The sequence below is a fragment of the Sulfitobacter sp. HI0040 genome (assembly GCF_001634885.1).
In the GTDB taxonomy this organism is placed as follows: domain Bacteria; phylum Pseudomonadota; class Alphaproteobacteria; order Rhodobacterales; family Rhodobacteraceae; genus Sulfitobacter.
The window spans coordinates 1-18443 of sequence record NZ_LWEX01000033.1 but is presented as its reverse complement, the minus strand read 5'-3'; the positions used below and the strand labels follow the sequence as shown (position 1 = coordinate 18443).

The window sequence follows — 18443 nt, the reverse complement described above, 5'->3', positions numbered from 1 at the left end:
GAGTTCGGCATTGGGCAGTTCAGGGCGCACCGGGTGCCCGCCCACTGCGATCAGCACGTGCTTGGCTGTCTTGGTGGTCCCATCGGCGAGTTCGACGGTATGCGCATCTTTCATTGTCGCACGCTGGTCGAAAGTTTCGACCCCGGCGTTGGTCAGAAGGTTGCGGTAGACCTTTTCAAGGCGGTCCAACTCTTCGTGCAGGCGACCGCGGAACATGTGCCAATCGAACGGGCCGGTCTTGTGATCCCAGCCGTAGCACGCCGCTTCGCTGGCCAGATCCGCATAGCCCGAGGCATAGACCATCAGCTTCTTGGGCACACAGCCCCGGATCACGCAGGTGCCACCGTAGCGGCTTTCCTCGGCCAGCCCCACCCGCACCCCGTGTTCAGAGGCCGCCACCCGCGCGGCACGCACACCGCCCGACCCGCCGCCGATTACGAAAAGATCGTAATCGAACTTGTCGTCGGATGCTTCTTTCTTGCTCGCCATGTCGCCCGCCTTCCCAGTGGTCTCGTTTCAGTCGTTCAGATCCGAAAACAGGTTGTCCGATTCGACAAAATCAAGTTTTTCAGTGGCTACGGTGCCCTCGTTGATGTCGCGCACCTCGACCCGCCCGTCCCCGTAGCCCACGACGACCGCATCGCAGATGTCTATGAAAAGCCCGTTCTCCACCACGCCGGGCATCTGGTTCAGAACCAGCGCCAACTGGCGCGGATTGCCGATCCTGTTGAGATGCAGATCGAGGATGTGGTTGCCTTCGTCCGTTATATAGGGGACCTGACCGTTCATGCGCAGCGTGCTGGAATTGCCCAGCACGTCCATGCTGATCAACGTCTCTTCGATCAGTGCCTGCGTGGTTTGCCAGCCGAAGGGGATCACCTCCACCGGGAGGGGGAAGTTGCCCAGCGTCTCCACTTCCTTGCCGACATCGGCGATCACCACCATTTGATCGCTCGCGGTGGCGACGATCTTCTCCTGCAGCAGGGCGCCGCCGCCGCCCTTGATCAGGTTCAACTCTCCATCAAATTCATCCGCGCCGTCGATGGTCAGATCGAGCCACTTCGCTTCATCGAGCGAGATCACCTCGATCCCTACGTTGCGGGCAAGCTCTGCCGTGCGGCTGGAGGTGGGAACGCCGCGGATCTTCAATCCGTCCTCGCGTACCATCTCCCCCAGGCAGCGCACCAGCCATGCGGCGGTGCTGCCGGTGCCCAGCCCCACGCGCATGCCGTCCTCGACGAAATCGGCGGCCCGCCGGGCGGCGACGAATTTCGCCTTGTCGATGGGGGAAAGCTCTCCGGTCATTGCGGCAACTCCAATGGCAAGGGTCGGTGCAGGCGTTATAGGGGCAACCGCGCCATGGTGCCATGCCCGCCCCACCCTTTTTTGCCCCATTGCTGGAAGGGGCGAACAAATGAATGTGTCCGGCCCGGTGCGTGGTGCTGCTGGTCGCCTTCTGGGCGTGGGCTAGGTTCAGGGTTTACCGCCGAAAGATCGACGGCACCGCCCGAAAGGACAGCCAAGTGTATCAGAGCAATCCGGCCCATATGTCTGCCGCGCCCGCAGAGACGGCACAGGCCGTGACGCTGCGCGGGCTGGGTACCGCCCTGCCGCCGCATCGGTTGCCGCAGGACGTGGTGCTTGACCATGCGCGCCGCTTGCTCGGCCCCCGGTATCCGCAGTTCGAAAGGCTGGTTCCCGCCTTCGAGAACGCGGGCGTGGACATGCGCTACAGCGTCCAGCCGCTCGACTGGTTCACCGAAGACCACGGCTGGGCCGATCGCGGTGCCGCCTATCTGGAGGGGGCCACCGCGCTTTTCATCGGCGCGGCCGAAGCGGCGCTGGCGGATGCGGGAATGACAGCGACCGAAGTCGACACCGTGGTCACCGTGTCCTCCACCGGGATCGCCACCCCGACGCTGGAGGCGCAGGCCTTTCGGCGCATGGGGTTCCGCCGCGACGTGCAGCGCGTGCCGGTGTTCGGGTTGGGCTGCGCGGGCGGGGTCACGGGCCTGTCGGTGGCGCGGCGGCTCGCGGCGGCGCAACCGGGCAGCAGTGTGCTGATGGTCACGGTGGAAACCTGCTCGCTTTCCTTTCGCAACGACCGGCTTCAGAAGGCCGATATCATTGCAACCGTTCTCTTCGGGGACGGGGCGGCAGCGGCGGTCCTGACCAGCGACAGCGCAGCAGCGGCGGGCGGGATCACACTGGGCCACGGGCAGGAGCACCTTTGGCCCGACACCCTTCCCATCATGGGCTGGGACGTGGATGAAACCGGGCTCGGCGTCATCTTCGACCGGTCAATCCCCGGTTTCGTGCAGGAGAATTTCCTCCCCGCCGTGGAAACCATGCTGGCGGCTGCTGATCTCTCGGTCGCGCAGGTGGACCGCTTTGTCTGCCATCCGGGCGGCACCAAGGTTCTCGAAGCGATCGAGGCCACGATGGCCCTTCCCCCGGGCGCGCTCGACGCGGAGCGGGCGGTGCTGCGGGCCGCCGGAAACATGTCCGCGCCCACGGCGCTTTTCGTTTTGAAAGAGGTGCTGGAACAAGGCGCGACGGGTCAGTTCGCGCTCTGCGCGCTGGGGCCGGGGTTCACCGCCTCGCTGTTGCCTATCAGGGTGGCGGCGTGACGACGGCCACCTTCCTGTTCCTGGGCTTCCTGATCCTGCAGCGGCTGGGGGAGCTTATTATCGCCCGGCGCAACACCGCGCGCCTGCTGGCCGATGGCGCGCATGAAGTGGGGGCAGGCCATTACCCGGTGATGGTTGCGATGCACGCGGCATGGCTGGCCGCGATCCTGCTGCTGGGCTGGAACGAAGCCGTGCGACCCTTCTGGCTCATCCTCTATGTCATCCTGCAAGGGTTCCGCATCTGGATACTCAGAACACTGGGCAACCGCTGGACGACGCGCATTATCGTAACGGATGCACCCCTCGTTTCCACCGGCCCGTTCAAGTTCATCCCCCATCCGAACTACGCCCTCGTAGTGGCCGAGATCATCGTCGCGCCGCTCGTCCTCGGGCTCTGGGGCGTGGCGCTCGTTTTCACACTGCTGAACGCCCTGATGCTCCGCCACCGGATCAAGGTCGAGGACGCGGCGATCCGGCCCGGAGGATGAGCACCCGGCGGGGTGTTGCGCAATCATGCGGCGAAGGGTCGTTTTCCTTCGCGTGGTGGCGCGCCGGTGGTCTAACAGGGCGGTATGGATCACGTCCTTCACTATGCCCCCGACAATGCGTCGCTGATCGTCAGGCTCACGCTGGAGCAGGGCCAAATCCCCTATGAGACAAGGCTGGTCGACCGCAGGGCGAAGGCGCAGCGGGGGGCCGCCTACCGTGCCCTGAACCCCAAGGGCCTGATCCCCACGCTCGAAACACCCGAGGGGCCGATCTTTGAAACCGGGGCCATATTGCTCTGGCTGGCGGATCGGCACGGCGAGCTGTTCCCCGCCCCCGCCTCACCTGCCCGGGGCAAGGCGCTGAAATGGTTCTTTCATCTGTCCAACACCATGCACCCCTTGGCGCGCATGATGTTCTACGGCGAAACCTATGTGGATGCCGCCTGCCTGCCAGACTTCTACCGCCGCTCTGCCGAACATTTCGCCCAAGCCGCGACGCTGCTTGACGGGGCCGTGGCGGAATGGTCGGACCCCGACGCCCCCGGCATCGCGGATTTCTACGCGGCGGCCCTGATGCGCTGGCCCGCGCTCTACCCTCGGGATGCGGATCGTAGCTGGTTCGACCTTGCCCGCTGGCCTGCTCTTGCCCGTGTGGCGGCGCGGGTTGAAGGCCTGCCCGCCTGCCGCGCCTTGCAAAGCGCCGAAGGTCTGGGCGATACACCCTTTACCGCCCCCCGATACCCCGATCCACCCGAAGGAAGCGCTCTCTGATGTTCCTGTCCGTTTTCGATATGTTCAAGGTCGGCATCGGCCCCTCGTCTTCCCACACGATGGGCCCGATGGTGGCCGCCGCGCGTTTTCTCGACGCGATGCGCGCCTCGCCGTTCCACTTCGCGGGGGTGCGCGCCTCGCTTCACGGCTCGCTCGCCTTTACCGGGGTGGGCCACGCAACGGACAGGGCGACGATCCTCGGGCTGGCCGGGTTCACCCCGCAGGACTACGACGCGGAGAAAGCCGAACGCACGCTTGAAGAGATACGGCGGAGCAAGACCGTCACCCCCGAAGGGCTGGGAACGCTGCGCTTTGACCCTGAGCGCGACATGATCTTCGACTACGACACCAAGCTCGCGGGCCACGCCAATGGCATGATGCTGATGGCGACGGACGCGCAGGGCGACGTGACCCTGCGGGAGACCTATTATTCCATCGGCGGCGGCTTCGTGATGACCGAAGCGGAACTGGCCGCCGGGAAGGACACGGACGAAGGCGCGCCGGTGCCCTACCCGTTCAAGTCGGCGGCGGAGATGCTGGACATGGCGCGCGCCTCCGGCAAGACCATCGCGCAGATGAAACGCGCCAACGAGGAATCGCGCGGCGGGGCGGAAAACCTGCGGGCAGGGTCCCGAAGGCTTTGGCAGGTGATGAACGACTGCATCGAAAGAGGGCTCACCACCGACGGTATCCTGCCCGGCGGGTTGAAGGTGAAACGCCGCGCAAAGGGCATCCATGATGCGCTGGTGGCCGAACGCGGGCGCAACCTTTCGGCACCCCATACGATCAACGACTGGATGAGCGTCTATGCCATGGCCGTGAACGAGGAAAACGCCGCCGGGGGTCAGGTCGTCACCGCGCCCACCAACGGCGCCGCCGGCGTGATGCCAGCGACGTTGCGCTACTATCTCGATCACGTGCCCGGCGCCTCCGAGACCCATGTGGAGGACTTTTTGCTGACGGCGGCGGCGATCGGCGGGCTGGTGAAATTCAACGCCTCCATCTCGGGCGCGGAGGCGGGATGCCAGGCAGAGGTCGGCTCCGCCGCCGCCATGTCCGCCGCGGGGCTTTGCGCCGTCATGGGCGGCACCCCGGAGCAGGTGGAGAACGCGGCGGAAATCGCGCTGGAGCATCACCTCGGCATGACCTGCGATCCGATCCGCGGGCTGGTGCAGGTGCCCTGTATCGAGCGCAACGGGCTGGGCGCGATCAAGGCGGTATCCGCCGCGTCGCTGGCGCTGCGGGGCGACGGCACGCATCTGGTGCCGCTGGACGCCTGTATCGAGACGATGCGTCAGACCGGGGCGGACATGTCCGAAAAATACAAGGAAACCTCGCTCGGCGGCTTGGCTGTCAACGTACCCAACTGCTGAAGCAGCCGGGGACTGGCCCGGGTCAGTCCGTGGTCTCGCCTTCGGTTTCCAGCTTCTCGGTCAAGGCCTGCAACTCGCTCCGCAGGCTATTGAGCGCGCCTTCCTGCATCTGCGTCTCGCAGACGACGGCCAGCTGGATATTGGCCGCCTGCTGCTCAAGCTCCGCGCCGCGCGGCGTCAGTTCGATATTGACGATACGCCGGTCGCGCCGGTCCCGCATGCGGGTGATGAAACCCGCTTCCTCCAGCCGGTCGAGCATGGGCGTGATGCCATTGGCGGGCAGTTTCAGTCGTTTGCCGATCTGCCGGATATTGAGCGCGCCATGCTGCCAGAGCGTCATCATCACGAGGTACTGGGGATAGGTCAGGCCGATCAGCTCCAGCCGCGGCTTGTAGGCACGCGTGATCGCATTGGTCGCGGCATAGAGCGCGAAACACAACTGATCATCCAGCTTGAGTTGTCTGTCGGACATCTTGGCGGCTGCCTCTTTCGTAAGACATGATTTAAGCATGTCTGAACTTTTCGGCCAAGGGTATTTGCGCCCCCGGCGCGCTTGCCGTTGGGGCAGAAGGTCGCAGCCGCGTGCTTTCCCGGCCCGCCGCGTCAGCGGCAGATGGCACTGTCAGCGCCGCACGACGACCTCGTAACCGCGTTCTTCGGGCTCGTCATCCACCAGTTCGAGGGGGAAGCCCGGGGCCAGCACCTGCAGGCCGGTCGCCTCCTCCAGCCGTTCGATCATCCGGTCGGACTGGGCCCGTTCGCCATAGCGCCGCTGCCCGTCCGTCATCATCGAGATCATCAGCGGTGACAGTTCCAGTGGAACGCCGTGCATGTCGGCCAGTTTCTGGAACAGGCCGATGTCCTTCTGGATGAGGTCCATGGTGAAGTTGACGTTGCGCGATCCGGACAGGATCAACTGGCTTTCGGTTTCATGCACGAAGGAGGTGCCCGAGGACATGGCAATGGCCTCATAGGTCATGCCCATGTCCATCCCGGCGGCCTTCATCACTGTCAGCGCCTCGCAGAGCGACAGCAGGTTCATCGTGGCAAGGTAGTTCGTCATCACCTTGAGCACGCTGGAGGTGCCGATTTCCCCCACATGCAGCACGCGCCGCCCCATCAGGGTGAGCAGCGGCAGAACCCGGTCAAAGGTGTCGCGGCTGCATCCCGCATAGATCGAGATATTGCCCGTATCGGCCCGGTGGCATCCACCAGAGACCGGGCAATCCACCGCCTCGCCGCCGCGTTCGGCCACCAGAGCCCCGAGGCGCTTGACCTCTTCGGCATCGGTCGTGCTCATCTCCATCCAGATCTTGCCGGGGGTCACGTGGGGAAGCATCTGGCGCACCACCGCGTCCGAGGCCGCCGGGCTGGGCAGACAGGTGATGACCGCGTCGCAGTCCTGCATCATCTGGGCGGGCGAGATGCCGGCTTCGGCCCCTTTCGCGACCTTCGCGGCCACCAGCTCCGCATCGAGGTCATGTACGACGAGGTCCGTCCCGTTGCGCAGCAGGCTGCCCGCCAGCTTGCCCCCGACGTTGCCCAGACCGATAAATCCAACTTTCATGTGCCGCTCCCTGCCCTTTGCACAGGCTTCGCGCACCGTCGCGGGAACGGTCTGTCCCGTTTGCGACGCAGGGGCTGCCCCCTGCGCCCTCGCTTCTGTGCATGGCTGCACAACCCCTCGCAGGGCGGACAGATTGTGGCGCCCCCCTTCGCTTCCTATCTTGGGGGCAACCGCTGAAAAGGAGAGGATCATGTCCCTCAGACCTACCATAGAGACCCGCGCCGCCATGCCCACCATGGAAGGGGCCGGGGTGAAACTGCACCGTGCATTCGGCTTTCAGGATCCGAGCGAGCTCGACCCGTTCCTGCTGTTCGACGACTTTCGGAATGAACGGCCCGAAGACTACCTCAAGGGTTTTCCCTGGCATCCGCACCGGGGCATCGAAACCATCACCTATGTGCTGGACGGAACCGTCGAACACGGCGACTCGCTGGGTAACACCGGGCTGCTGGGGGCGGGCGACGTCCAGTGGATGACCGCCGGGTCGGGCATCATGCATCAGGAAATGCCGCAGGGCAGCGCCACCGGGCGGATGCACGGTTTCCAGCTATGGGGCAACCTGCCCTCGTCGCAGAAGATGACAGCGCCACGCTATCAGGACGTGAAGGCCGCGGATATTCCCGTGGTCACCGATGACGACGGCACGACCGTCAAGGTCATTACGGGCGAGTTCTGGGGCAAGACCGGTCCGGTGGACGGGATCGCGGCTGACCCCCAGTACCTCGATGTTTTCGTGCCTGCCGGTGTGCGCAAGACGTTCCGCATCGACACCTATCGCCGGGCCTTCGCCTATATCTTCGAAGGTGCGGGTGCTTTCGTCGACGCTTCCAAACCCGGCGGCGTGCTTCTGGAGAAAGAGTTCGCCGGGCAGGAGCTGAACATCCGCGACATGTCGGGGGACCGCACGCTCGTCCGGTTCGGCACCGGCGACGAGGTGACAGTGCAGGCGGGGCCGGAGGGCGTGCGCTTTCTGCTGATCTCCGGCGCGCCCATTGATGAGCCTGTCGCCTGGCACGGCCCCATCGTGATGAACACGCGCGAAGAGCTGATGCAGGCGATGCAGGAACTGCGCAATGGGACCTTCATCAAACCGGCGCATTGATCCGCGCGACCCTTTGACCCATCGGGGGAGGAGCCGAAGCGCCGGGCGCTCGGCTCCTTCTTTGCGTTTGGGGGATGAACCGGCCGCAGAAACGCATCGATAACCTGTACCTGAGGCCGCCTATCCCTGCCCTGTGACGCCTCGTTTCACCGCAGGGTCCGTGCCGCCTTATCCTTCCCGCTGCACCGCTTTGCGCACCATCGTCCAGTATTGCGTCTTGACCTCATCGAGGCTGAGCCGCCCCCCTTCGCTGAACCAGACGTTCACGCCGGTCAGCATGGCGATGACGGCAAAGGTCACGATCCGGGTATCCCCGATGGAGAAATCGCCGCTTTCCACCCCGTCCCGGAGGATACGTTCCAACCGTCTCTCGTAGCGCTGGCGCAGCGCCTCTATCCTCTGGAAGTTCTCGGGCGTGAGGTTGCGCAGCTCCATATAGGCGATGAAGACTTCCTCGGGGCGGCGGCTGTGGAAAGCGATGTGAAACTCGACGAAGCGGCGCAGTCGTTCTTCGGGTGGCAGCGCCTCGTCATCCTGCGCGGCGTCCAGCAGCTCGACCATATGGTCGCGCATCAATTCATAGAGCAGCGATTGCTTGTCGGCGGTGTAGTTATAGAGCGCACCGGCCTGCACGCCGACCTCTGCCGCGATGGCCCGCATGGAGACCGCCGCATAGCCCGTGCGCGCGAAGAGACGCAGCGCCGCGTCCCGGACCCTCGGGCCTGTAATATCCGAATGCGAACCAGCGGTACGTGCCATGCCCCATGGTTAATGAACGGACGTTCAAATGCAAACCCCCGCTTGCGCGATTGCCGGGGCTGGTGCATGAACGGCGCATGAACCTTCGATGCTGTCTGAGGCTTGCCGCCCTTGCCTGCCTGCCCCTCGCGGGCTGCGCGCAGTTTCCCGCGCTCGAAGGCACCATCCCCCCCGAACTCGAAGCGGCGCCCTTCCCCGATCTCGTGCCCATCGCGCCGGTACTGGCCGAGGCGAAAGAGGGTGGTGTAGACCCGGTGGCGACGCGCGCAGGGCTGGACGACAGGGTAGCGCGGCTGCGCGCCCGCGCGGCCCGACTGCGGGGCCCGGTGCTGTCCCGGGCTGAACGCATCCGGCTGGAACGCGGACTGCGCTGACATCTCCGCAGGCGGCACACCCGGCCTGCCCCGACCCCGCCCCTGCCAAGACGCGTTGCACGCCGCCGCCGCTTCCGCTACATCGCTGCGACATCGCAAACGGCATCCGCCGCGCCCGATCCCCGATCATACCGCTCCACCGAAAGGATCCCCCATGTCACAGCCGCTTCGCCTCGGAATTGCCGGTCTGGGCACGGTCGGGATGGGGGTGCTCCATATCCTGCGGCAGCATGGCGACATGCTCAAGCAGCGGACCGGACGGGACATCGTGATATCCGCGGTCTCCGCCCGGTCCCGCAACAAGGATCGCGGCGTATCCCTGGCGGGCTACGGCTGGGAAGACGATCCCGTCGCACTGGCACAGCGCGATGACGTGGACATTTTCGTGGAACTCATGGGCGGCTCCGAAGGACCGGCCAAGGAGGCAACCGAAGCGGCGCTGCGTGCGGGCAAACAGGTGGTCACCGCGAACAAGGCGCTTCTGGCCATCCACGGTCAGGCGCTGGCCGAACTGGCCGAGTCCAAGGGGTCGGCCATCCGCTACGAAGCCGCCGTGGCGGGCGGCATCCCGGTAATCAAGACGCTGGTCGAAGGCCTCGCCGGGAACGAGATCACCCGCGTGATGGGGGTGATGAACGGGTCGTGCAACTACATCCTCACCCGGATGGAAGACGCCGGGAAATCCTATCAGGATATCTTCGCCGAAGCCGAAGGGCTGGGCTATCTGGAGGCCGATCCGCAGCTTGACGTAGGCGGCATCGACGCTGCCCATAAACTGGCGATCCTTTCGGCGCTCAGCTTCGGCACCCGGGTGGATTTCGACGGCATCCAGCTTGAAGGCATCGAACAGATCACCATCGAGGACATTCGCGCCGCCGCCGACATGGGCTTCAAGATCAAGCTTCTGGGCGTGGCGCAAAAGACCGGGCGCGGGCTGGAACAGCGCATGCAGCCCTGCCTCGTGCCCGAAACCTCGCCCTTGGGGCAGCTCGACGGCGGCACCAACATGGTCGTGCTCGAAGGACATGCGGTGGGCCAGATCGTGCTGCGCGGCCCAGGCGCGGGCGAAGGCCCGACCGCAAGTGCCGTGATGGCAGACATCTGTGATCTGGCCCGGGGCTGGACGGGGCCTGTCTTCAACCAGCCCGCCGACACGCTGGAGACCCCCACGCCTGCCCTGTCCCAACGCCCGGCGCCCTATTACCTGCGCATGGCCCTCGTCGATAAACCCGGCGCCATGGCCAAGATCGCCGCCGTTCTGGGGGAAGCCGGCGTCAGCATCAACCGCATGCGCCAGTATGAACATTCGGACGTTTCGGCCCCGGTTCTCATCGTCACGCACAAGACCAACCGCAGCGATCTGGACCGCGCGCTCGCCGCGATGGACGGCACCGGCGTCATGGCGGGCCCCGTCGTGGCCTTGCGCATCGAAGAGGTCTGAACCCGGCGCTTGTGCGCTGCCCCCTGCCCCGCTAGACGGGATGCGACAACCCCAACCGAGGATCCCGCCATGCCCGCTTCCGCCGAATTCCACGACCGCATGCTTTCGCTGGGCCTCGCCCGCGTGTCGGAGGCGGCGGCCATCGCCTCTGCGCGGCTGGTGGGACACGGCAATGAAAAAGCAGCGGATCAGGCCGCCGTCAACGCCATGCGCGAACAGCTCAACCTGCTGGACATCGCCGGCGTGGTCGTCATCGGCGAAGGCGAACGGGACGAGGCGCCGATGCTCTATATCGGTGAGGAAGTCGGCACCGGCAACGGCCCCGGCGTGGACATCGCGCTCGACCCGCTGGAAGGCACGACGCTGACCGCCAAGGACATGCCCAACGCGCTCACCGTCATCGCCATGGGCCCGCGCGGCTCCATGCTGCACGCGCCCGATGTCTACATGGACAAGCTGGCGATCGGACCCGGCTATGAAAAAGACGTGGTGACTCTGGAAATGTCCCCGGGCGAGCGCGTGAAGGCACTGGCCAAGACGCGCGACTGCGACCCGTCGGACATCACGGTCTGCATCCTCGAACGGCCCCGCCACGAAGAAATGATCGCGCAGGTGCGCGAGACGGGTGCGGCCATCCGCCTGATCACCGACGGCGACGTGGCCGGCGTGATGCATTGCGCCGATCCGGACACCGGCATCGACATGTACATGGGATCGGGCGGCGCCCCCGAAGGCGTGCTGGCCGCGGCCGCGCTCAAATGCATGGGCGGGCAGATGTATGGCCGCCTGCTCTTCCGCAACGACGACGAAAAGGCCCGCGCGACCAAGGCCGGGATCGAGGATTTCGACCGCATCTATTCCCGCGATGACATGGTGACCGAAGACGTGATCTTTGCCGCGACCGGCGTCACCGGCGGCACCCTGCTGCCGGGCGTCAAGCGCGAACCGGGCTGGATGACGACCGAAACACTGATCATGCGTTCCAAGACGGGATCGGTGCGTCGCATCAATTACCGCACGCCCGTGGAACGCGGCTGATCGGCCCCGCCGGAACGGAGACCCCCGCCTGCATGAGCTTTCTCGGCGTCCATAGTTCCCTGTCCGGGCGCCGCTGGATCGGCCCCGACGTCGAAACGACGCGGGCCGCCGAACTGCTGGCGCAGCAAACCGACCTGCCCGCCGCCGTGTGCGGTATCCTCGCCCATCGCAAGGTGCCGCCCGAGGAAGCACAGGCCTTTCTGGCCCCCTCTCTCTCGGCGCTGCTGCCCGACCCGCGCAGCCTGCGGGACATGGAAAAAGCTGCCTCCCGCTTCCTTGCGGCACTGGACCGGCGCGAAAAGATCGCCATCTTCGCGGATTACGACGTGGACGGCGGCAGTTCGGCGGCATTGCTGCTGTGTTGGCTGCGCGCCATGGACCATGAGGCAACGCTCTATATTCCCGACAGGATCGACGAAGGCTATGGCCCGAATGAAGAGGCGATGGCCCGCCTCGCGCGCGACCACGGGCTGATCGTCTGCGTCGATTGCGGCACGCTTTCCCACGGGCCGATTGCAGCGGCACAGGAGGCCGATGTGGTGGTGCTGGACCATCACCTGGCCGGGGAAACCCTGCCCGACGCCCATGCGGTGGTGAACCCGAACCGGCAGGACGAAGACGGCGCGCTGGCGCATCTTTGCGCTGCGGGGGTCGTCTTCCTGATGCTGGTGGAAGCGGGCCGCCAACTGCGGGCCGCAGGCCGCAAGGGGCCGGACCTGATGTCGCAGCTCGACCTCGTGGCGCTGGCAACGGTGGCCGATGTGGCGCCGCTCATCGGCGTCAACCGTGCCTTCGTGCGACAGGGCCTGCGCGTCATGGGCTGGCGCGACCGCGCGGGCCTTGCGGCGCTGGCGGATGTGGCGCGCATGGATACCGCCCCCGCCGCCTATCATCTGGGCTATATGCTGGGGCCGCGCATCAATGCGGGCGGGCGCATCGGTCAGGCCGATCTGGGCGCACGGCTGCTGTCCTGCGTCGATACCCATGAAGCGGGCGCACTGGCCGAAAAGCTCGACCGGCTCAACGCCGAACGCCGGGAGGTCGAGGCCGGAGTACAGGCCGCCGCCCTCGCCCAGGCCGAAGACCGCGGTTTCGACGCGCCACTCGTCTGGGCCGCAGGGCCGGGCTGGCACCCCGGCGTCGTGGGCATCGTCGCCTCCCGCCTGAAGGAGGCCGCCAACCGCCCCGCCATCGTCATCGGCATCGAGGACGGTATCGGCAAGGGGTCCGGGCGCTCGGTCGCGGGCGTCGATCTGGGCGCGCCCATTCAACGCCTCGCGGCAGAGGGGCTGCTGATCAAGGGCGGCGGACACAAGATGGCCGCCGGTCTGACGGTGGCGGAAGACAAGCTGGAGGCCGCCATGGCGCGCCTGTCCGAGCTTCTGGCAAAACAGGGCGCCCATCTCGCCGGGGCGGCGGACCTGCGCTGCGACGGGCTGCTGATGCCGCAGGCCGCGACCATCGATCTGGCGGACCTGATCGAAACGGCGGGACCCTTCGGCGCAGGCGCCCCCGCCCCCCGCTTCGCCTTTGCCGACATGCAGATACGTTTCGCGAAACGGGTGGGGACGAACCACCTCAAGATCAGCTTCGGCGACGGCTCCTGCGGCCCGATGGACGCTATCCTCTTCGGCGCCTTCGACGGCCCCCTCGGCCCCGCGCTCGAAGCCCACGGCGGCGCGCGCTTTCACCTCGCGGGACGGCTCGACATCAACAGCTGGCGCGGGCGACGCAGCGTGCAACTGCGCCTCGAAGACGCGGCCCCCGCCTGACAGCTATTTTCGCGAAGAACGCAAAATTTCCCCTTGCACCCCCGCGGTCGATTGCCTAATGAACCGCACACACAGTGGCCCGTTCGTCTATCGGTTAGGACGCCAGGTTTTCAACCTGGAAAGAGGGGTTCGATTCCCCTACGGGCTGCCACTTATCATCAAAAACCCTTGATTTACTGACGCTCGAGCCCTCAAGTGTCCCACGGTTTTCGTGGCGTGGGACACTGCGCGCCTGACGAGCCTTCTGGGCACGGTCAAAGCCAGTCTCGACAAGCCGTTCCCTATCGACATCTTGGACATAGGGAGCCGACGACTTAAAATCGGAGTGAGATAGACGTGCCGCGATTTCATAGACGTTCGCGCCAGAAAGCGCCAACTCCTGTGCAGTCGCCTTGCGAATACCGTGCTGCGAACGTGCAGCCCGTTCTTCGATCTTTGTTTCACCGGTCTCCTTATCCTCTACTTCGACTTTACGCTTAAGGCCCGCCTGAACGACCCATTTGGCAATCCTGTTGCCGAGGGAATTCTTGGATGCGAACGGTTCTCCTTTATCCGTCAAAATAAAGGTCATCTCGTGCCAGTTTCCGAGTTCCAGCTCTTCTGCAAGCTCCTGCATGAGGGGAACGAGCACGTATTTCGAACCCTTCTTCTTTGGCTGCCATCCGAGGTACGCCCGGCCTTCCCTCAATTTGATGTTCTCGGGCCCGAGTAGGGCAATATCTTCGATCCGGCCGGCCGTATTCTTCGACAAGAAGAACCAGCGCCGCGCCATCGAGCCACGTCCATGCTTTGCAAGAAATGCTGCTTCATCCTGCTCGGTCCAGGCCTTTGCGCCCCCCTTGCCGACATGAGGGCTCTTAACCCGAAAAACCGGAGAGTCTTCCGGGAACCCACGATCCTCGCCCCAAAGATATGCTGCCTTTAGGGCCTTCAAGCATGTGTCCGCCGCCCCGGTTCGCTCTTCGAAGCTGTCCAGAATGTGAACGAAGGCTTGCTTAGGAAGATTGACCTCCAAGGCGCCCATACGACGACCCTTGAACGTTACTTCGCAGGCTTGCTTCAATCCTCGCACTCTGCTTGCCAAAGTATCTTGGGTAAGCTTTTCCGCAGCCACCATTTTCGGTAGTGCTTCGCAGTATTTTTCACAAAGCTCATCCAGCGTTCCGCGAACCGATTTCACTGGGGCCTTAGCTTCGAGCTTCCTGCCGCCTCGTGCGGCATCGTAGTGCTCGTCGAAATCAGGGTGATCGGGATCGACCGATAGCGTAATGCGACGTTTCTTTTGTCCGAGCACGCGGACGCGCCACCGTGTGTTCTTCGCCGGTGTCTCCTCCTTTAAGAGCCCGGGATATTTCTTTTTAAGGTTCATGTGAGGTCCTCGAACTTCTCCGGTTGATCTACGTCGGTCGCGCCGGATGGTGCAGGCAAGCAAACTTCGACAGAGTGAATTTCGATCCGGAATGAGCCATCGGGCTCAACGTTTACATTGGCAGGGGTCAGACCCGCTGCGACGATAGCATTAAGCGCGTTGCTCATTGTAGCTTTGGTTAACTTTGCAGCTGGCATTTCTTGCTCCTCATTTTTGAGGAGATGCGACGCTTTTGCGCTGCTCGATAATGTCCTGGACCAGGGTTCTCTATCCCGTTTTAGGCCGGCAGATCAGCAGGGGTAAAACCCGCGCCGGATGCTATCCGGCACGGGCGGGAAGCAGGACTACATGTACGCCGCGGCCTTAGCGAGATCCCTAAACCTCGCAGCATACCAGCGTAGACCAGCATCGATATTCAAACGCAGACCAGCGTCACCAGGCTGGGGACAAAAATCTTCTGCGCGAAGAGATAGAAGCTGGTCGCAAGCATTTTCTAACGCAAACACAAGCTCTTCGTTCGATGCACCTTCACAGGCGTGTCGCTCTATCGCAGCATGGAATTCTTTCTCTGAGCTACTCCCCATCTCTTGGACAGGATCTGGCGTAAATTAAGCTACTCGTTGCACCTGCTGATCGGGTTGGTTGATATCATTTTTCTGCCAATAGACCAGCGCCGGTGGCTTGCCGCCGAGGGCCGAGTGAGGGCGCTGGTGGTTGTAGAAGGTCATCCATTTCCGGATGGCTGCTTTCGTCTCCGATCCGGTCTCCCAGGCATGCAGGTAGACGCACTCGTATTTCAGGGTGCGCCACAGCCTCTCGATGAAGATGTTGTCGAGGAAACGGCCTTTTCCATCCATCGAGATCCGCACGCCTGATCGGCGGAGCCGATCTGTCCAGGCGAAAGAGGTGAACTGGGATCCCTGATCCGTATTCATTATCTCGGGCGGGCCGAACTTGTGAATGGCCTCGTTCAGCGCTTCGACGCAGAAGTCGGCCTCCAGCGTGTTCGAGATCCGCCAGGACAGAACCTTGCGGGTATGCCAGTCCATGATCGCCACCAAGTAGAGGAACCCGCGGCGCATGGGCAGATAGGTGATGTCCGAGCACCAGACCTGGTTTGGGCGTTCTACCCGCAGACCTCTGAGCAGGTAGGGATAGGTCTTGTGCCCTTTCGCCGGCCTGCTCGTGTTGGGCTTCTGGTAAATCGGCATCAACCCCATCAGGCGCATCAGCCGCCGTATTCGCTTCTCGTTCACAAGGTGTCCGTCGTTACGCAGATGCCAGGTCATCTGCCGAACGCCGAAGAACGGGGTCTCCAAGAACTGCTCGTCGATCTGCCGCATCAGGCCGAGGTTCTGCTCAGACTCGCCCTTGGGGATGTAATAGAAAGACGAGCGCGCGATCGACAGCAGCTTGCACTGCTGGCCGATCGACAGCTCCGGGTGGTCGGACTCGATCATGCCGCGCCTCACTTCCCGCCCCAGGGCTTGAGCTTTCGTTCCAAAAAAGAGTTGGCCACCGCCAGCTCCCCGATCTTGGCGTGGAGCTCCTTCACCTGCTCCTCGTCGATCTCCGGCTTCTTGCGGCTCCCGCGCTCGAACACGCCTGAAGCGCCCTCGAGCAAGGCGCGTTTCCATTGGTGAATCATCGTCGGATGCACCCCGAACCGGCTTGCCAGCTCAGCGGCCGTCTCCTCGCCTTTCAGGGCTTCCAGCGCGACCTTCGCCTTGAACTCAGGCGCATGTTGCTTTCGCTTCGACATCTCTGATCTCCTTCTCGTCGAAGATCAGCAGACAACAAATCGTAGCTTACGTCAGTGTCCGATTTTCTGGGGGTAGCTCACTCTGAAGCGGAGGGGAACCTGCGCAGCAGATCGTCTAACTCCGCGCCGTGACGCAAAAGAAAGTCTCGTGTTAGACGACTGGCTGTATTTGTAGGTACTCCAGTCGTCGATTCTATAGTCATTTTCCATTCATGTCCCATTCGTCGGGCTCCCCAGCATCCGCAGGCGGCGGAATGCCGCCCTGAATTAATCGGTGCTGTTCAAGGCCTCGCCGTGCAGGAGTCTACAGCGAGGCTGATCACCGTCACAAAGTAGCGGTGATCTCGGCGATCAGACGCGGTGTTCCAGTCCGCGTTCTCATATGATGTGCTTTCTAAAATAGGGTGTGGTATCCGCGGCTTTGAAAGCCGGTCTCTCCGATCGAGACCGTCTTCTAAAACCGCGGCGCTTCATAGAGCCCGCAGCCTGATGGCGGCGAGTTGTGTTTGGGTAGACAGATCTGAAGGAAACACACCACGGAGCTATCGGTCGGCCAACTCACACGGTTTCTCCCCGCACTAAAGCCAAGTAACCTCTGCGCTCGTTTGGCAGCTTCGATAATCAGATATCAGGTAACAATCTGTCTTTGCGGTGCAAGGTTAGGGAATAACCAAAATATCCATCTCCCGTCTAATCGCCGAGACTCGAGCACGTCAGTGGGTTCAGTTTCGCAGTGAACGCACCCACAAGGTCTGCGCATTCGAACGCCTCACGAATGATTTGCTTACGGTGAGCTTCAAGCCTCATGTCCAGACTCCCTTGGCACCCCTGCTTGCTCGCGTCTCAGGGTGAAGGCGCGAGCAAACAGGGGTGCCTATTGATATCGTATAGTTCGTTTGCTCGGTTCGGTTTGGGCTCGGCGCTCAACCGGACGGGGTCCTGGAGAGGACACCTTTCTTGGCTGGCACGGGGAGCGCGAGCAAGAGGGGATGCTGCCGGTGGGGAGGAGTGCGGAACGACTTCCCCAAGAGGTTTGTCAGAGACACCAGAGTGCAGGACAGGGGAACGACGACGGACGTCCCGTCCGCACTCGGCGCAGGAGCCCCCCGCGGCGAGTGGCCGCTGGACAGCTGGCGATATGTATTGAGCGATAGCAGAGAGACGCAATACGTTTAGTCAGTCGTTATGAGTATTGGTTAGGTGCAATACATGACACTCCACAGCCGCCCGCTTTCCCGGAATTTGTCAGTAGATCCTAATTCCATCAGTGAATGAAGAACGGAGCACAGACGGTGCAACACCCAACGACAGCATAACATCTCGACAAACGCGAAGTATTTAATATTTACAATCAATCGCTTAGAATAAAGTCAGCATCTTCATTATTGATTTTTACCGCGCTGGCTAAAGTGTAGCCATGTTCTCACAAGAGACCTATTCCGGTCTCCTGTGAAGAAAAGGACACTCGAATGCTTGCGCTACCCATTGCACTACCTGCCACTCTTGTGGCGCAAATCAATTATGAAACCGCAAAAATAAAATGTGAATTTGACGACGCCTTGCCTGAAAGATTTCGCTCTTCAATGAAGTGCGCAACTCTAAATCTCTGGGGTACGTTTCATTTTGACAGCTCCGACCGGTTCAAAACTTTTATGCTCTCGACGAGCGCCAGATCTAAATTCTCTTTCCGGATAAAATTTGAAAACGAAACCTTTTCTCGCGCAAGGTATTCGGCAGAAAGTCAAGCCATTGCTGCTTGGTTAGACAAAGCCGTTGAGAAGAGAATGAAGGCCGGACGTGAGCTCGCCCATCTTTCCGACGAAGAGCTAAATAATCGTAAGTTCAGTAACTTGTTAATAGACCACGTAAGCGCTCACGAGCATATTGACCTTCAAGAGGCGTTTCTATTGCGCCTGCGGAATGCTGAACGCTCCCTGCGTTGTGCATCTACATCCAATCATGAGAAGCTTTCTGCGATCAAAAGAGCTGAGTCCATG

Annotated in this window: 16 protein-coding genes, 1 tRNA gene and 1 pseudogene; 11 read left to right on the top strand and 7 right to left on the bottom strand. The window is 62.8% G+C overall.

Annotated features, from left to right (window positions below; all coding sequences use genetic code 11):
- Together A3728_RS03485 and rpiA are read right to left on the bottom strand one after the other, a co-directional pair.
- The coding region (locus tag A3728_RS03485; protein WP_161489578.1) for an FAD-dependent oxidoreductase at nucleotides 1-489 on the bottom strand (489 nt) is incomplete at its 3' end.
- 27 nt (nucleotides 490-516) lie between these two features.
- Nucleotides 517-1305: a ribose-5-phosphate isomerase RpiA gene (gene rpiA, locus A3728_RS03480; protein ID WP_067920302.1), complete on the bottom strand. Its 789-nt coding sequence runs from the start codon at nucleotides 1303-1305 to the stop codon at nucleotides 517-519.
- Between the two features lie 113 nt (nucleotides 1306-1418).
- Between rpiA and A3728_RS03475 the strand changes: the two genes are divergently transcribed.
- From A3728_RS03475 to A3728_RS03460, 4 genes are all read left to right on the top strand, one after another.
- Nucleotides 1419-2630: a type III polyketide synthase gene (locus A3728_RS03475; protein ID WP_236630401.1), complete on the top strand. Its 1212-nt coding sequence runs from the start codon at nucleotides 1419-1421 to the stop codon at nucleotides 2628-2630.
- The gene (locus A3728_RS03470) at nucleotides 2627-3118 is read left to right on the top strand and encodes an isoprenylcysteine carboxyl methyltransferase family protein (RefSeq protein ID WP_067920300.1); all 492 of its coding nucleotides are present in this window, start codon (nucleotides 2627-2629) and stop codon (nucleotides 3116-3118) included. Before A3728_RS03475 ends, A3728_RS03470 begins: the two co-directional genes overlap by 4 nt.
- A gap of 84 nt (nucleotides 3119-3202) precedes the next feature.
- Nucleotides 3203-3889, top strand: a complete 687-nt coding sequence (locus A3728_RS03465; protein WP_067920298.1) for a glutathione S-transferase family protein — start codon at nucleotides 3203-3205, stop codon at nucleotides 3887-3889.
- The gene (locus A3728_RS03460) at nucleotides 3889-5262 is read left to right on the top strand and encodes an L-serine ammonia-lyase (protein WP_067920296.1); all 1374 of its coding nucleotides are present in this window, start codon (nucleotides 3889-3891) and stop codon (nucleotides 5260-5262) included. The genes A3728_RS03465 and A3728_RS03460 overlap by 1 nt, the downstream gene beginning before the upstream one ends.
- A gap of 22 nt (nucleotides 5263-5284) precedes the next feature.
- Here A3728_RS03460 and A3728_RS03455 read toward each other — a convergent pair whose 3' ends face one another.
- Together A3728_RS03455 and A3728_RS03450 are read right to left on the bottom strand one after the other, a co-directional pair.
- Nucleotides 5285-5734, bottom strand: a complete 450-nt coding sequence (locus tag A3728_RS03455) for a MarR family winged helix-turn-helix transcriptional regulator (protein WP_082851152.1) — start codon at nucleotides 5732-5734, stop codon at nucleotides 5285-5287.
- 150 nt (nucleotides 5735-5884) lie between these two features.
- A complete protein-coding gene (locus A3728_RS03450) occupies nucleotides 5885-6829 on the bottom strand; it encodes an NAD(P)-dependent oxidoreductase (protein ID WP_067920292.1) in 945 nt (314 codons plus the stop codon).
- A 190-nt stretch (nucleotides 6830-7019) separates the two neighbouring features.
- Here A3728_RS03450 and A3728_RS03445 point away from each other — a divergent pair, with 190 nt between their 5' ends.
- Complete coding sequence (locus tag A3728_RS03445; RefSeq protein WP_067920290.1) at nucleotides 7020-7931, top strand: pirin family protein; 912 nt, start codon at nucleotides 7020-7022, stop codon at nucleotides 7929-7931.
- 168 nt (nucleotides 7932-8099) lie between these two features.
- Here the strand turns inward: A3728_RS03445 and A3728_RS03440 are convergent, their stop codons facing one another.
- Nucleotides 8100-8690, bottom strand: a complete 591-nt coding sequence (locus A3728_RS03440; RefSeq protein ID WP_067920288.1) for a TetR/AcrR family transcriptional regulator — start codon at nucleotides 8688-8690, stop codon at nucleotides 8100-8102.
- 77 nt (nucleotides 8691-8767) lie between these two features.
- On the opposite strand from A3728_RS03440, the gene A3728_RS03435 reads away from it, so the two are divergent.
- The 5 genes from A3728_RS03435 to A3728_RS03415 all read left to right on the top strand — a co-directional run bounded on the left by A3728_RS03435 (nucleotide 8768) and on the right by A3728_RS03415 (nucleotide 13466).
- Complete coding sequence (locus tag A3728_RS03435) at nucleotides 8768-9064, top strand: hypothetical protein (protein ID WP_067920304.1); 297 nt, start codon at nucleotides 8768-8770, stop codon at nucleotides 9062-9064.
- 154 nt (nucleotides 9065-9218) lie between these two features.
- Nucleotides 9219-10505: a homoserine dehydrogenase gene (locus tag A3728_RS03430; RefSeq protein WP_067920286.1), complete on the top strand. Its 1287-nt coding sequence runs from the start codon at nucleotides 9219-9221 to the stop codon at nucleotides 10503-10505.
- 69 nt (nucleotides 10506-10574) lie between these two features.
- Nucleotides 10575-11543 carry a class II fructose-bisphosphatase gene (glpX, locus tag A3728_RS03425; RefSeq protein WP_067920284.1) on the top strand — a complete coding sequence of 323 codons (969 nt, stop codon included), beginning with the start codon at nucleotides 10575-10577 and terminating at the stop codon, nucleotides 11541-11543.
- A gap of 32 nt (nucleotides 11544-11575) precedes the next feature.
- Entirely contained in the window at nucleotides 11576-13315 is a 1740-nt protein-coding gene (recJ, locus tag A3728_RS03420; RefSeq protein WP_067920282.1) for a single-stranded-DNA-specific exonuclease RecJ, read from the top strand.
- Between the two features lie 76 nt (nucleotides 13316-13391).
- Nucleotides 13392-13466 (top strand) — tRNA-Glu (locus A3728_RS03415).
- 150 nt (nucleotides 13467-13616) lie between these two features.
- Here A3728_RS03415 and A3728_RS23945 read toward each other — a convergent pair.
- Nucleotides 13617-14087: pseudogene (locus tag A3728_RS23945) on the bottom strand (tyrosine-type recombinase/integrase); the annotation flags it as partial.
- A 1205-nt stretch (nucleotides 14088-15292) separates the two neighbouring features.
- Nucleotides 15293-16446, bottom strand: a protein-coding gene (locus A3728_RS03405; RefSeq protein WP_236628317.1) for an IS3 family transposase whose coding sequence is annotated in 2 segments (ribosomal slippage) — nucleotides 15293-16194 and nucleotides 16194-16446 — 1155 coding nt in all. Because the reading frame shifts where the segments join, the coding sequence is not laid out codon by codon here.
- A 1469-nt stretch (nucleotides 16447-17915) separates the two neighbouring features.
- Here A3728_RS03405 and A3728_RS03395 point away from each other — a divergent pair.
- Nucleotides 17916-18443: hypothetical protein (locus tag A3728_RS03395; RefSeq protein WP_150120628.1), on the top strand; the 528-nt coding region annotated here is incomplete at its 3' end.